The following is a 14826-nucleotide window of genomic DNA, read 5'->3' as shown; positions in this document are numbered from 1 at the left end:
GACCTGAGCTCGGTGGGTTATTCGTCGTTCAGGTCGTTCTTGATGTTGGCACCCGTACCAAGGATGGTGGTGGACGGTACCAACTGGCTGATGAAGCGGTTCCAGCGGGTGACGCCAGCAGGACCGACATAGACCACGTCCTGCGGCTCCAGGTTGAAGCGCTGGGCGAGGATGAAGGCGGTGGGCGATTGGGCGTCCAGTTGGAAGACTTTGGCAGGTTCGCGCTCCAGGTCTTCAACGCCGCGAATCACGTAGACGGCCTTGCCGTTGGAACTGGCCTGGTTCAGGCCACCGACGCTGCCCAGGGCATCGGCCAGGTTCAGGTACTTGGTCTTGTAGGTGATGGCGCGTGGGCTGTTCACTTCACCCATCAGGTAGACCTTCTTGCGGTCGTTGTAGGGCAGGTAGATCTGGTCGCCATCCTTCAGGTAGACGCTGTAGAGCTGGCTCTGCTGCTGGTCGTTGAGTGCGTCCAGGTTGAGCTTGTACTCGCGGCCATCGCGCTTGAGGACCATGTTGGAGAGGTCGGCGGAGCCGGTGTTCACACCTGCGGTGCTGACCGCCTCCATCAGGCTGAGCGGGGTAGCGGTAATGGCCTGCGGGCCGGCTTTTCCGAAGGCGCCGCTGAGGATCACCTTCTGGCTGGAGAAACGCATGATCGCCAGGTCGACTTGTGGGCTTTCCACATACTGGGACAGGCGGCTGGATATCTCCGAGCGCACCTCCTCGATGGTCCGACCTGCGACCTTGACGGTGCCGATGTAGGGATAGAACAGGGTGCCGTCAGGACGAACCAGACGACCGTTGGCATCGATTTGCTGCTGCTGGCCGGAAGGCGCAGTCAGTTCCGGATGATCCCAGACGGTTATGTAGAGGACATCGGTCGGCCCGATGCGGTAGTCCTGTGGATGGTAGGCCAGCAATTCGGCCGGCACTTGGCTCCCAGTCTCCGTCGCGGCATTCACCGCCAGCAGCTTGGGGGTGATCTGCACCAGCTCGACGCGGCTGCTCTCGGCGGAGTCATCGCGAACGATGCGGCTGGTGTCCATATTCTGGCCAGGGGCGAACATGCAGCCCTGGAGCGAAAGAGCGGCGACAACGGCAACGGATAAAGAGCGAATCATGGGAAGGAACTACGCAGCAAGCCGAGACGGCAGCGCCCGGTGAGTCGGGAGCCGTGACGGAGTTGATAGGAAACGGAATGAGGTGAGCCCTGCCGCCACAATGGAGTAGCGACAGGGCTCAGCGGCTACAGACTGTTATCAGTTAGTGCCGGTGGTACCGGTGGTGCCGGTGGTACCAGTGGTGCCCGGGGTGCCGTCATGGCCACCGCCGCCGCCGCTATTGGAAGCGGCAACGCCAGCTGCCACTACGGCAGCACCGATACCAATGGCGCCACCTACGGTGACACCGCCGGCAACCGGGGTGGACAGGGTCAGCGGCTCGGAAGAAGCCGGCGCGTCGGCCGGTGCTTCTGCCGCCAACAGCGACGTGCTCAAGGTCGCCAGGGCGGCGAACGTCAGCAGTTTTTTCACGTTAAGACTCCTTGTGGGGTCGTTCCTTCAGAAAGAAGGAAGGTTAAGGCTGGCACGAGGCCAGTGCAAGCAGAAAAGCCCCCGGCTCCAATAGGTATTCCTGTATCCCTCGGCCGGTACCCAGTCCATCCCTTCCACTGGAGATGGAAAGGGATACGACTGATTACTTGAATACCTATGACGGAACTCCGGCACTTTTCAGCTTTTAGTGTTCTCAATAGGCGTTCTTGTGGACGAACCCTTTAAACACCGTGAGAAAGACGATCTTCAGGTCCAACCAGAGGGACCAGTTGTGGATGTAGGCGAGGTCGTGTTCTACCCGTTTTTGCATCTTGTCCAGAGTGTCGGTTTCGCCGCGCCAACCATTGATTTGGGCCCAGCCGGTAATACCAGGCTTTACTTTGTGGCGAAGCATGTAGCTATTAATTTGACCGCGATAATGCTCATTATGAGCAACTGCATGCGGCCGAGGGCCGACTATAGACATATCTCCCAAGAGCACGTTGATGAACTGAGGGAGTTCATCGAGTGACGTTTTTCGCAGGAACGCACCTACTGGCGTTATGCGGGCGTCACCGCGCGTAGCCTGCACAACATCGGCGCCATTCTCCATCACATGCATGCTTCGGAACTTCCATACTTCAATTGATCTGCCGTCAATACCGTAGCGTTTCTGGCGAAAGAATACGGGGCCGGGTGAGGTGAGTTTGATCATGGCAGATATGAGTAGCATGGGAAGGGCTATCAATCCTAAGATAAGCAGAGATAGTGTGATATCTTCGAGGCGTTTGACCATGATGTTTGCTCCTGTCATTGGGCTGTCGAAGATACTGATGGTTGGTACGCCGTTAATATTCTGGCTACGCGCATGTAGTAGTTCGAAGACGAATACATCAGGAACGATATAGACAGAGGTTGTAGTATCACTGAGTTGATTCACAAGCCACTTGATGCGTGCTTCACTACGCATGGGTAGTGTAATATATATGCGATCGATCTGGCCTGCCTTAGCTTGTTCCACAAGTGTATCAAGCGAACCAGAAACAGGCAGCCTGACTTTGCTATTAGCTAGCCGTATAGGGTCTTTCCGTTTGTCATCAAAAAAACCTAGTAGATCGAGCCCCATCCAAGGTGCGCTCGCTAGATTTCTTGCAAGTCTCTGTCCCAGTGGACCCGCGCCGGCGATAGCGACTGAGCGAGTATTAAAGCCTTTTCGACGAAGAGCGTTTAGGGAAATTCTTAAAAGAACACGGTATCCGCAGAGAAATAATAATGCCAAAGTAAACCATTCAAGCATGGCAGTGTCTTCAAGAGCTGGCAGGCTTATAAAAAAATATTCACATAGGAAGACACAAACGAAGCTGACGGCCCAGATTCCACTGATCTTACGAAGCTCTTCTCGAATTCGCTCTCCTCTCCAAGAACCATAGACTTGACCTAGGTCACTCAGGACATAAAAAACCACTAAAGCAAGAAGAGCTGCAATTAGGTGTTCCTCGAAGAGTGTGCTGTTTCTCCATGCAAAGACACATGCCATGCCTGCAAATATTACTAGTAGGTCGAGAAGTCTCTGCAGAACGGATATGCTGGCTTGGTGAGAACGGAGAATTCCGCGATCCATGCTGTTCATGCTTTCTCCTAGTGTAATATTTAGTTTGAGATGACTGAGCTGATGAGTTTGTTTAGCTTTTGTGTGAAGGTTTGCGGGGTATAGTTTCTAATATATGTGTCGAGTGCGCATTGACGAAGGCGTAAGAGTTCGAGGTTGGCGGCTTGAGTAATGGCACACTTCAGATTCTCTGCGGAAAGATCAAAGATAATTCCGTTAATGTTGTGTTGAACAATGTTTGGAAGGGCCCCACGATTACTTGCAATTACAGGGGTTGCGTTTCGAAATGCTTCAATGACGCAGATTCCAAATCCCTCATTCCTTGAAGGGACAACAAGGAAGTCGGCTTTAGCGTAAAACTCGTCTATATGGTCATTCCTGACCCACCCGTGAAAATTTATCTTGGGCTGTAAATCAATGGGGATAGGAGTTACAAGATCGTTTAATACAGCCTCCCCAATGACATCAATCACGAAATCCACCTCCCTCTCAGTGTTGAGAAGGCTAAGGGCTTTTATTAGTATGTCGAAACCTTTTGCCTTGTCGAAACGTCCTACATAGAGTAAGTGAAGTTTCTGTGGGGTTTGGCTCTTTCTGCGCCAAATAGCGTCAAGATTGAGTTTGGATTCTTCGGCGCAGTTTTCGATAAGATACATTTTCTGGCCAAATTTCATCTGGCGAGACTTGATATCTTCGTTCTTGGAAATATTGATGATGGCATCCGTTCGCTTAGAAAAGAGCCTCTCAATTGGTGTAATTATTCTCTTTTTCCAAGCTGCTTGGTCTCTCAAACTCGCCCAACCGTGGGAGCAATACATGAAAACGGGCTTGTGTCGCGTAATTTTCAACGCAATGGCAGTTGCGAGTCCTGCAAAAGTACTATGGGCAAAAATCAAGGGTGGATTGTATGTGTTGATGTGTTGCCTAATTGCTAGGACTAATTTGACGAAGCCCAATGGCTTGCGGCTTCCCTCATGAGTAAATATTTTTGTATTAGAGTTGGAGCGCAGTTCGCTCCGCTGGTGTTGAGGGATTAGATAAGTATTTTGAAACTCTAGGTTCTGGCTGTAGGATTCAAAAACATTTAAGTAGGTGGCTATTCCTCCCTTTATAGTTTCTGCAATATGGGTGACGCTAATGGCTGCTCTATTTTTTGTGATGGGTTCTTTTGTCATGGTAATTAAGTAAGAAAAGCAGAATTGGAAGTGTTGGTGTTAAATGTTTAACGTAGGAGCCGTAATCTGGTTCGAATATAGCTTGTACTGCCACTATTGCTAGTGCCAGAGAATAGCTGGATTGTAATTTTAATGAGCGACTAAATGAGTCGCTTTTTATTTGTTTTCTCAAGTTTTTTATTGTGATTATTGAAATGCTTGAAATAGCTGCGAAGGAGAGGAAGTGCAGTACTTTTCCGGTAATTGCTAATGGGGTAGGGAATAGGAATGTTATTAGCTGGATGAAAGTATTGATAGTGTCCAGCACCGGCCCGTCACCGGGGATTAGAGGAGTAATCAGTGTCTCCGCATCCATTGAGCCTATGCGATCTTCGTTGGCGGAAAGTCGATGTTGTCCAATTTCCTGGCCGTAAACTATTGGAAAAAGAATGGCTAGAATTATGTAAAGAATAAAGATTGCTGAGATTGCCAAAGAGAATCTTCTGGTTTTGCTAAGTATGATCAGGTTAGATATGAATAGGCAAATAGTGATAATCCAGTAAAGACGAAAATAGATGGCATACCCAATGGCGAGTAATAGCCAAAGAATGATGCCTTTTTTGGATCCGTTTAAAAGTAAAAAGCTGAGGGAAAGGAGTAGGACTATTGACTCTTTGCTGTATTGGGATAGATAGACGGCTGCACTTATGGATGAGTAGGCTGCGATTAATAAAATCCCTGTTGCATTTCCTGTTTTTAGTTTTCTTAAGATCAGAGCTATGGCTATTATATATATGGCTGGGAATAGGGTTTTATTGGTTGTCGATTTTTCGCTCAAGCCAAGTGACTTGTAAAAGAAGGCGGTGTTGTTGTAAGAGTCACCGATCTTCAGGCTGCTAGAACTATTCTTTGCACTGTCAATTGTTGTGCTGTCGTAAAAATATTTTTCGGGAAAGATATCTCGGGATAGGAGCGCCGTACTTAATGCTATTGCCAATACGGCTATTATTCCAAGAAATACTAACGTAGTCTTTATATTCAAGGAATTGTTCATGTCTCTGTCAGCCGCAGGCATATTTCATAGGTACGGCGCGAGGCTTGTCCGTCGTTGAATACGTGATATCTTCGGAAAAGTTCTGATGAACTCTGAAGGCCTTTTGGAGAAGAATATTTCTCAGTAACTAGAGTATCTATCAAAGACCGCCAGTCCGACGACCAGTTAGCACAGGTAAATGTGTCGTAACTTTCATACAGCCCCTGTTTTTGTACGTAGTCATCGGTATCCTGTGCTAAGAAGTAAATCGGGCGTTTGGTTATGCTGAAGTCAATGGCAATCGAGGAGTAATCAGTAATTAAAGAGCCAAATAGATAAAGATAGTTGTAAATATCTTGGTAATCTTTTTGTAAGAATTTTATGATACGCTCATGTTTAACTTTAAGAAGATGGTTATTTTCATCTCTAGGGTGTGGGCGTAAAATTAAATATTTATCATGGCACTCTAGAAAGTCAATTAAATGCAAAATTTCTTGTTGATTGGTTGTAGGAGGGTGCCCAGGGCGCCAAGTGGGCGCGTAAAGTATTAGCTTTTCTGGTCCCAGACTCTTTAATAACGATAGTGGTAAAGAGTTGTCGGAAGACGACTCTGTGATGCTGCTAAATATCTTATCAGTTCGAGGTTCACCTGTTATTTGGGCAACTCCAGTTCTAAGCCTAAAAGCTTTCTCTATGCGTTTTTTTGAAAGCTCTGATGAAACAGGAAAAAGCTGTATACGCTTGGTGAACAGGTGTTTGGCAATATTTTTTAGCTGGTTAAGACCCACCTTGCTACCCAGTTGAGGTGAGTCGAAGTATATAGTTTTAAGTGGTGTTCCATGCCAAACATTAATTATTTTTGAACGAAAAATTGCAGTTCCGTTTAGGTCATTAAATCCATAGGCGATGAACGCGAGGTTTGCCCGAAGGCAGTACCAGTAGCCTTTGATAGACTTCAGTTTGTAGTGTTCGTGACCGTAGGCTTCAAGAAGCGTCTTCTCACTTTTGGAACGATAGAGCCAAATATTCCGGGTTTTTTTCTCTCTATCAGCTATCTTGATTATGGCTGCGCACCCCTCTGCATAACCCCTGACACAACCAAATACCCATAGGTTTTTATCTTTAGGTATAAAGTGACAAAGTGATAGGAGGGCAGCTTGTTCAAACGCAACTTTTAGCTTGTTGAGCACTAGAATATAACTCACGGTCTTTCTCAAGAATTGATCTTCTGGTGTGCTGCTGATTTCAGGAAATATATTCGTAGCGTCAGGACCGTAGCCTCTGTTACCAAGATGGCAGCGGCAGTGCTAAGGGCGTTCAAGTTGTTGGTTGTATAGAGCCCCAGCAGAATCATAATGTTTAGGCCGGAAGCTATGATGACACTTGAGTTGGCCTTGTTTAGCGCACCAACCGCTGATAATGCAGGATAACCAAATGCAACAGCGAGGTAACTAAGTACTGTGGCCGCGAGAAAAACAATGAAGGTCATGCTCGCGCTGGTGAATTCGACACCAAAGATTGTTGTCAGTATCTCTGTGGAGTAAATGGATGCGACTAATGCAGATAGAGCTATTATCGAACCTGAAATTCCAGTGATCTTATAGAAAACCTTCCAGTTCCTGTTCTTGGCCATATATGGGTAAAGAACTTGATTTACTGGTAGAGCAGCACCTATTTTATATATTTGTTGGCATGCGTAGAATTGAGCTGCTTGTTGCTGGCCGGAGATGCCGACTAGTACTGCTGCCGCTGATGTATAGGTTGCGACTGCTATTCTTGATGCAAAAAAGGGAATAGCTTCGCGAAATTCGTTATAAACAGCATGCAGCCTTGGCCTTGAAAATTTGAATCCTCGTTTAAGGGCAGCCTTGATCGATAGAACAGCGGCCAGAGTTTGGGCCAGTCCCCACATCAGTATTACGATATAGGCATCTTCTTTGGAACGTACCAGCAGAATCACGGAGAGCAGGTAAGCGACCTTTGTGATGAGCATGTAAGATGTAATGGTCTTCATCTCCTCTAGGCCAAGAAATAACCAAGAGGTCTGATAGCTCTGTCCGATGATGGCTATTGCGGCGAGAGTGAAAAGCTCCCAGTGCTGCCTGTAGTCTGTTACAAGCAAAGGAAAGGCTGCGGTTATTCCAACGGCTAGTAAGGTAATGGGGATTTTTCCAATTACTACGCTACCTATTATTTTGTTTAAGGTGCAGGTGTCTTGCTTGTTTTGCGCAATTTTGTGAGTGGTGGAGAGTGTGTAGCCGAAGTCCGTAATGACCAGTGATAATTGAATGAGTGATAAGGCTACGGCAGTGGCTCCAAATGTTTCTATACCAAGTTTGGTGTTAAGGAAAGGAACGAGAAGTAAAGGGATGAAGTTTGATAGCTGCGTAACACCTGCCGCAAGCGTATTCAAGAATAGTCTGTGTCGAACGGTTCGAAGAATGATTTGATGCATTGGCGTCTCGAATCAGCCAAGGCTTTCGATGATTGAAGAGATTGTATCTAAAGAGTTTTTAATTTCTGATATGTGATTCTTGTTTAGTGCGGATAATGCATTCTTAATTTCAGTGCTGGAAACACCTTCTGTACGCGGTAGATATATAACTTCACATTTCGTCTTGAGGTGATCAAATTTTCCCTGCCAATCATGTCCCATGCCAAAAATTGTAGCCTTGTATCTTTCTATGTCGCTTTCCTTCTGCTCCCAACTTTTTTCGGCAAAAGCGAAGTCGACATGCTTTATAGAGCTGACAATCTCAAATCTGTCTTGAAATGGAATGATGGTTCGCTTTCCCTTAGCTTTGTTGAACTCGTCGGTAGAGACACCTACGACCAGACTGTCTCCCAGTTCTCTAAGTCTTTTTAGGAGTTTAAGGTGCCCGTTATGGAAGAGGTCAAAGGTTCCATAAGTAATTACTACACGTCGCATTAGGGCTTCCTTATTCAACAGATCTGCCTAGCAGCGTTTTGGCACGCTACCGCCCCAGGATTTTTGGTCGGATTTCCTGAGGACACAAAATGGCGGCGGGAAAGAGCATGCTCTGCTTTGCCTTTAACTGCAGAGATGCATAACAAAGGGATGTTTGCAGGGATTGCAGACCATCCGTGATTTCTAGTTTGACCTCTTTCTAGTATTTGTCCTCTTTGCTAGCTATCTACGGCATGAGTGTCAGCTAACTAAAAGTGCTTCCAAGATTATTAATTATTCGACAGTCTCGGGGGTCAGTATTTTTTGATAATTCTTTAGTTGATGGTCGCGGATCAGGCTTCTTTTTTTCTAAGTCGCTCAATAGGAAGGTTGATGGTGAGTTCTCTCTGCAAGATTTTGAGCAAAAGCAATACTCGATTATCGCCATCCTTACTCAGGAGTATAGCTTCCAGCTGTTGCAGGTTCGGATCATCTATCAGAACTTGGTCGCCCGGTGAAAGTGCAGGTAGCACTGATGCTTTTCTATTGACCAATTCGCTGATGACAATATCAGGTACCGGCGTAGGGTTTCCGCCGAAACTGACAATCTGATTCACTCCGCGGGTAGAGCGAATGGGCAACCAACTGTCTTCCACTTTATCCAGATGGATAAAGAGATAGCCCGGAAAAAGAGGTTCGCTAAGCTGCTGCAGCAGTCCTTTGTGCAGACGCTCGATCTGATGCATTGGGAGTAGGCACTCGTATCCCTGGCGTTCCAGATGCTCCAATGCTCTTGGGGCCTGGCGTGGCTTGCACTGCACCAGATACCAGCGTTTTCCGGTTGCGTCCGGCATGATTCCCTCGTTGCAGGACTGACTGCTCCTGCGGCATTCCAAAGTCCGTTATGCGGACGGATATATGGATAAGGCCTTCCCTGGCCTCTCCTCGATCAGGCTTTGTCCGACTTGTACTCGTAGTGGTAGTAGCCGTAGCCGCCATAGCCGTAATAGGCCGAGGCGCGCTTCTCCACACCATTGAAGATGGCGCCTTTGAGTTCAATACCGTTCTGCGCGAAGCGGCGGATGGTCAATTCGATCTCCCGCGCCGGGTTCAGGCCGAAGCGGGTGACGATCAGGCTGGTGCCGGACTGGCGGCCAACGATGGCAGCGTCGGTCACTGCAAGCAGCGGCGGGGTATCCAGGATCACCAGGTCGAACTGCCGGCTGGCTTCTTCGAGGAAGGCCGTGAAGTTGGGGTGCATCAGCAGTTCGGATGGGTTCGGCGGAATCTGGCCGCGCGGGATGAAGTGGAAGCCCTCGATTTCGGTGGTGCGTACGGCAGCGCTGAAGTCGCAACGCTTGACCAGGATGTCGGAGAGACCATTCTCTTCGCCGCTGTTGAGCACCTTGTGCAGGTAGCCCTTGCGCATATCCACGTCCACCAGCAGTACGCGCTGGCCGGTCTGGGCAATGACGGCTGCAAGGTTGGAGGAAACGAAGGTCTTGCCCACCGCCGGGCTGGGGCCGGAAATCATCAGGCGGTTGTTGCCGGCTTCCAGCATGGCGAAATGCAGGCTGGTGCGCAGGCTACGCAGGGATTCGATGGCGAGGTCGGTAGGGTGGCTCATGGCGAGCAGTGGAGCCGCTTTGGCGGCACGTCCACGGCCTTTATCCCGCTTGTCTTCCTCTGCCTTCTGCAGAACGCTGTAAGGAATCGAGGCATAGACCGGCAAACCAAGCTGCTCGATGGCATCCGGTGTTTCGATACCGCGATTCAGTGCCTTGCGTAGCAGGACCAGGCCGACGGCAAAGAACAGGCCCAGCAGCGTGGCTACCAGGACAATCATGGCTTTCTTGGGCTTGACCGGCTTGGTGATATCCACATCCGCAGTATCGATGATGCGCACGTTACCTACGGCGCCGGCACGCATCACGTCCAGTTCCTGTGCCTTGTTCAGCAGTTGCGTGTAGATGGCGGTACTGACTTGTACGTCGCGAGTCAGACGCAGCAGTTCCTGCTGGGTTTCCGGCAGGCCTTCTACCCTGTGCGACAGGCCATTCTGCTTGGAGGTAAGTTCACCGATCTGTTTCTGCAGGGCCTGGTAGGCCGGATGCTGGCGGGTGAACTTGCGGTCCATTTCTGCTTGCTGCAGCTTGAGCTCGGAAATGCTGGTATCCAGGGCGACTATCTGGTCGAGCAGAGCCTTGGTTTCCAGGCTTATGTCAGCCGACTTGGCGCGAGTCTGATAAGCGCTCAGGGCATCTTCGGCCCTTTCCAACTCGCGGCGCACATCGGGCAGTTGGCCGCGCAGGAATTCCAGGCTGGAGGCTGCTTCGGCAGAGGCGCGCTCAACGTTCTGCCGTACATAGAGCTTGCTGATCTCATCCAGAACCTGGAGGGCGCGCGCCGGCTCGTCGTTTTCCAGCGACAGGCTGATGATGCCGGACTCCTTGCCAGTCTCGGCGACGTTCAGGTTGTCCTGGTAGCGCAGGATGGTGGTCAGACGGCGCTCACGCACTACGTCGAAATGGGTGCCCGGATTGGCGTGCAGGGATTCGACCTGGATTTTCACGCCGTGCTGGTCATAGGCTTCACCCACCTTGCCTTCGACCAGAACATTGTCATCATCGTCCAGCAGGGTGTAGGAACCATTCTCGCCTGCGATCAGCGTGAGGTCCTTTTCCAGCAAAGCAGTCGGCACATCGAGCTGGAAGACCTTCAGTTCCTCACCACCCCAGCCGAAACGGCTCAGGCCGAACATCGGCGCCGCGACTTCATCCGGGGTTTCCGGACTGAAGTGTCGAGCCAGGAAGCCACCAATCAGCGGGAAGCGCGACGGCTCCACCACGATATTCAGCTTGAGGTTATCCACCGCCTTGCCGATGACCGCACGCGAAGTCAGCAGTTGAATCTCGGTAATAGCCTCCGACTGTGCCCCCAGCAAATCCCCCATATCCGACAACCCCGGAATGGTCGGCTTCTTCGGCTCCACCTGCACGATCGCATCCGATCGGTAGATCGGCGTCGCCAGCAGCGCATAAGCAACGCCCACGGCCATGAAGCCCGCGGTGATGCCGGCGATCAGCCATTTGTGGTCGATCAGGGTGCCGAGCAGACCTAGCAGGTCGATCTCGTCATCGTCTTTGTCGTGAATGGCTACCGCGGGTTGCTGTTGCATGGGGGCTTCTTTTACTTCTTTGTCAGTGAGGCTTAGCGGGTCGGGCGAATGCGTTTGGCCCAGGCGTCGACGCCTTGTTCGATCAGCGCGTAGGCGTGTTCGAACACGGCTGTGCTCTGGCGGTAGGGGTCGGGGATTTCGCGATCGTCCTGCCACTTGCCAAGCAGGAAGGTCTTGCCGCGGGCTTCCGGGGCGATCTGGCTGACGCCTTGCAGGTGGCGCTTTTCCATGACCAGGACGAGGTCGGATTCGCGCAGCAGGCTGGAGGTCAGTTGGCGGGCACGGTGTTCGTGCGGCTGCTCGCCGTGTTGCTGGAGGATGGCGAGAGCGTGGCTTTCGATGGGCTTGTCGACCAGGGCGCCGAGGCCGGCGGAGCTCACCTGGATATCGCTGCCGGCCAGGCGCTGGCGCAGCAGATGTTCTGCGGTAGGACTACGGCAAATGTTACCGACGCAGACGACCAATATCCTTTTGAACACGGGGAACTTTCCTTGATCCTACAGATGCGCATGTATGAAAGCGGGGAAATGTAAGAGTCGCGGCACCTTGAGTCAAGGCTCACAACCCTTCTGTGACGGGCTTCAGACTTTTGAAAATGGCGAATTGCCATGGGTACGCGGGTTTGGCGGGGGCCGACCGCTTGTCGTCTGGCGGCCCCGGGGATTGGAAGATCAGGGGGCGGGGGCTGGGGTTTCTTCCTGGGACGGGCGTTCGAGCGCGACCTGCCGAATCGACAACCGGATCTCCGCCGGCAGCACACGCTTGGCCGCGCCTTCGACCACTTCGCCCAGTTTCTCGTGGTAGCTCAGCTTGCCTTCTTCATCCTTGCGCAGCACACGCTGGTCGAGCAGGGCCTGGATGAAGTTGCGGAACAGTGTCTTGTCGAAGAACTCCGGGGCGTTCAGGCCGTGGAGGATGGACAGGCGCTGGGCCATGACGGTGCACAGGTTCTCCAGTTCCTCGGCGCTGAGCTGGCGTTGCCCGGCGTTGAGCAGCAGGGCGATGGCCATGTAGAAGCGCTGCAGGGTCTGGGTGATGGCGCGGGCGAGCAGGGTCAGCAGCACGTATTCGCGCGAGCTGGGCGCCGGGCGCACGTAGGCGTCGCCGTCCTGTTTCAGCAGGTTTTGTTCCACCAGCGCGGCCAGCCATTGGTCGACCACGGCGTCAAGCTGGTCCAGGTCCCAGCGGATGAACAGTTCCTGTTGCAGGAAGGGGTAGAGCGCGCGGGTGTAGGTGAGCAGTTGTTCGCGGCTGATCCGCGCGTTGCTCTGGAAGAAGCTGGCGATCAGCGCCGGCAGGGCGAATACATGCAGGACGTTGTTGCGGTAGTAGGTCATGAGGACGGCGTTCTGCTCGTCCAGGTAGAGGATGCGGCCCAGGGCGTCCTTCTGTTCGGCGAGCAGGTTCATGCTCTTCACGTATTCGATCAGCGCCTTGCCGTCGCCGTCGGGCAGGGTGGCGCTGGGCGAGTAGGGCACCTTGCGCAGCAGCGCCAGGTACAGGTCCAGCACGCGTTCCAGGGCGCGTTCGTCCAGGGCCAGGCGGCTGGTGGAGAGCAGCGCCAGGGCCACCAGGTTGACCGGGTTGATCGCCGCAGCGTCGTTGAGGTGACGGGCCACTTCGCGGGCCAGTTGGTTGGTGGCGTCCGGTAGCCAGGCCGGGCGGTATTCCGGGCCGAGTTCCTGCTTGCGCCAGCCGGGCTCGTGCTGTTCGAGGAAGCTGTCCAGGTGGATCGGCTCGCCGAAGTTCACCCACACCTGGCCGAAGCGCTGGCGCAGCGCGCCCACCACCTTGAACAGGTCGAAGATGGATTCCTTCTTCTTCGCCGCGCCGCGCAGCTCGCCCAGGTAGGTGCGGCCTTCCAGAACGCGTTCGTAGCCGATGTACACCGGCACGAAGACGATCGGCCGGCGCGAGTCGCGCAGGAAGCTGCGCAGGGTGATGGCGAGCATGCCGGTGCGCGGGTGCAGCATGCGCCCGGTGCGCGAGCGGCCGCCCTCGACGAAGTATTCGGTGGAGAAGCCGCGGCTGAACAGGGTGTGCAGGTATTCGTTGAACACCGCGGTGTACAGCTGGTTGCCCTTGAAGCTGCGGCGCATGAAGAAGGCCCCGCCGCGGCGCAGGATGGAGCCGACCACCGGCATGTTGAGGTTGATGCCGGCGGCGATGTGCGGCGGCGTCAGGCCGTTGCGGAACAGCAGGTAGGACAGCAGCAGGTAGTCTATGTGGCTGCGGTGGCAGGGCACGTAGACGATCTCGTGGCCCTGGGCGACGTCCTGCACGCGCTCGATGTGGTTGACCCGCACGCCTTCGTAGAGCTTGTTCCAGAACCAGGTGAGGGTGACTTCGAGGAAGCGGATCACCGGGTAGGACACGTCCGCGGCGATCTCGTTGGCGTAGCGCAGGGCCAGGGCCTCGGCCTTTTCCGTGGAGATGTGCTGTGTCTCGACCTCTTCCTGGATGGCCTGGCGCACCAGGGGCGCGCGCAGCAGGCCCTTGACCAGGGTGCGGCGGTGCGAGAGGTCCGGGCCGATGACCGCGGTCTTCTGGTTGCGGAAGTGCACCCGCAGGATGCGCTGGACCATGCGCTGGGTGCGCTCCTGGCCCTTGCCCTGGTCGACCAGCTCGCGCAGGTGGATGGGCGCGGAGAACTGCACGCGCGTCTTGCGCCCGAGGATGAGGATGCGCGCCAGCTTGCGCAGGCGCCCGGTCACCGCCCAGTTGTCGGCGAACAGCAGCTTCCAGGCGCTTTTCTCGCTGTCCGGCGACTGCCCCCAGAACACGCTGACCGGGACGATCTGCGCGTCGTCCACGCCGTTCTGGCCGATGGCCGCGAGCATGCGCATCAGCGCCGGCGGCGCGCCGCGCTTGTCCTGGCGGCCGAGCCAGTCGGGCTCCGGCGTCAGGTAGAAGAAGGCCGCCGGCTCGATGCTGCTGCCCACCGCCACCGGCATCACCGGGCGCGGCAGGCCGGCCTTGCGGCACTCCGTGTCGACTACCGCCAGGTCGCTCACCGAAGGCTGCTGCAGCACGTAGAGCACCGGCTTGCTGCGGTCGATCTTCAGGCTCAGGGACGACTGGTTGATGGTTTCCGAGCGCACCCAGAGGTAGAGCAGGCGGCGCAGGACGCCAAAGCCGAAGCGGCGGAACGGGTAACGGGGCATACGGGCTCGCAGGCAGTTGAACGGGGCTCGGCGGCGACCAAGCGGACGCTAGTGTGCCGCAACGCTACGGCAGGCAAAAGGGTGGGACGGCAGCCTGGAAGCATGCTATGACCTCCGCTCGGCTGCTTTCGATGTAGGAATAGGACCGCATTCCTAAATAAATTTTCATGCACGGCAGTGTACTTTTTCGTCACAGTCTCCACCTTGCACTGCCGTCCGTCGGTTCATATATTCCCGGCGGCATT

12 protein-coding genes are annotated in these 14826 nt (G+C 53.3%); all 12 read right to left on the bottom strand.

Annotated features, from left to right (window positions below):
• Positions 1–17: 17 nt before the first annotated feature.
• Positions 18–1124 carry a polysaccharide biosynthesis/export family protein gene (locus FG99_RS16815; RefSeq protein ID WP_081884649.1) on the bottom strand — a complete coding sequence of 369 codons (1107 nt, stop codon included), beginning with the start codon at positions 1122–1124 and terminating at the stop codon, positions 18–20.
• Between the two features lie 138 nt (positions 1125–1262).
• A complete protein-coding gene (locus FG99_RS31435; protein ID WP_074985241.1) occupies positions 1263–1535 on the bottom strand; it encodes a hypothetical protein in 273 nt (90 codons plus the stop codon).
• A gap of 214 nt (positions 1536–1749) precedes the next feature.
• Positions 1750–3165: an undecaprenyl-phosphate glucose phosphotransferase gene (locus FG99_RS16810; protein ID WP_043271236.1), complete on the bottom strand. Its 1416-nt coding sequence runs from the start codon at positions 3163–3165 to the stop codon at positions 1750–1752.
• 20 nt (positions 3166–3185) lie between these two features.
• Positions 3186–4319, bottom strand: coding sequence for a glycosyltransferase (locus FG99_RS31430; protein WP_081884648.1), 1134 nt, complete (start codon positions 4317–4319; stop codon positions 3186–3188).
• Positions 4291–5352, bottom strand: a complete 1062-nt coding sequence (locus tag FG99_RS32155) for a hypothetical protein (RefSeq protein ID WP_141766177.1) — start codon at positions 5350–5352, stop codon at positions 4291–4293. The genes FG99_RS31430 and FG99_RS32155 overlap by 29 nt, the downstream gene beginning before the upstream one ends.
• Complete coding sequence (locus tag FG99_RS31425) at positions 5349–6548, bottom strand: CDP-glycerol glycerophosphotransferase family protein (protein WP_168187683.1); 1200 nt, start codon at positions 6546–6548, stop codon at positions 5349–5351. The genes FG99_RS32155 and FG99_RS31425 overlap by 4 nt, the downstream gene beginning before the upstream one ends.
• Positions 6545–7786 carry an oligosaccharide flippase family protein gene (locus FG99_RS31420; protein WP_081884646.1) on the bottom strand — a complete coding sequence of 414 codons (1242 nt, stop codon included), beginning with the start codon at positions 7784–7786 and terminating at the stop codon, positions 6545–6547. Before FG99_RS31420 ends, FG99_RS31425 begins: the two co-directional genes overlap by 4 nt.
• Before the next feature lie 12 nt (positions 7787–7798).
• Positions 7799–8260 (bottom strand): adenylyltransferase/cytidyltransferase family protein, encoded by a 462-nt coding sequence (locus FG99_RS30820; RefSeq protein ID WP_051878963.1) that lies wholly within the window; start codon positions 8258–8260, stop codon positions 7799–7801.
• Positions 8261–8592: 332 nt separating this feature from the next.
• On the bottom strand, positions 8593–9093 hold the full coding sequence (gene rfaH, locus FG99_RS30815) for a transcription/translation regulatory transformer protein RfaH (RefSeq protein ID WP_051878962.1): 501 nt from the start codon (positions 9091–9093) through the stop codon (positions 8593–8595).
• A 95-nt stretch (positions 9094–9188) separates the two neighbouring features.
• Positions 9189–11417: a polysaccharide biosynthesis tyrosine autokinase gene (locus FG99_RS16805; RefSeq protein WP_043271234.1), complete on the bottom strand. Its 2229-nt coding sequence runs from the start codon at positions 11415–11417 to the stop codon at positions 9189–9191.
• Positions 11418–11449: 32 nt separating this feature from the next.
• Positions 11450–11896, bottom strand: a complete 447-nt coding sequence (locus FG99_RS16800; RefSeq protein ID WP_043271232.1) for a low molecular weight protein-tyrosine-phosphatase — start codon at positions 11894–11896, stop codon at positions 11450–11452.
• A 192-nt stretch (positions 11897–12088) separates the two neighbouring features.
• The gene (plsB, locus tag FG99_RS16795; RefSeq protein ID WP_043271230.1) at positions 12089–14581 is read right to left on the bottom strand and encodes a glycerol-3-phosphate 1-O-acyltransferase PlsB; all 2493 of its coding nucleotides are present in this window, start codon (positions 14579–14581) and stop codon (positions 12089–12091) included.
• Positions 14582–14826: the final 245 nt, after the last annotated feature.

This window comes from Pseudomonas sp. AAC, from assembly GCF_000725445.1.
Lineage (GTDB): Bacteria > Pseudomonadota > Gammaproteobacteria > Pseudomonadales > Pseudomonadaceae > Pseudomonas > Pseudomonas citronellolis.
Note: the sequence above shows the minus strand (reverse complement) of the source record. Positions and strands in the feature narration are given on the sequence as shown.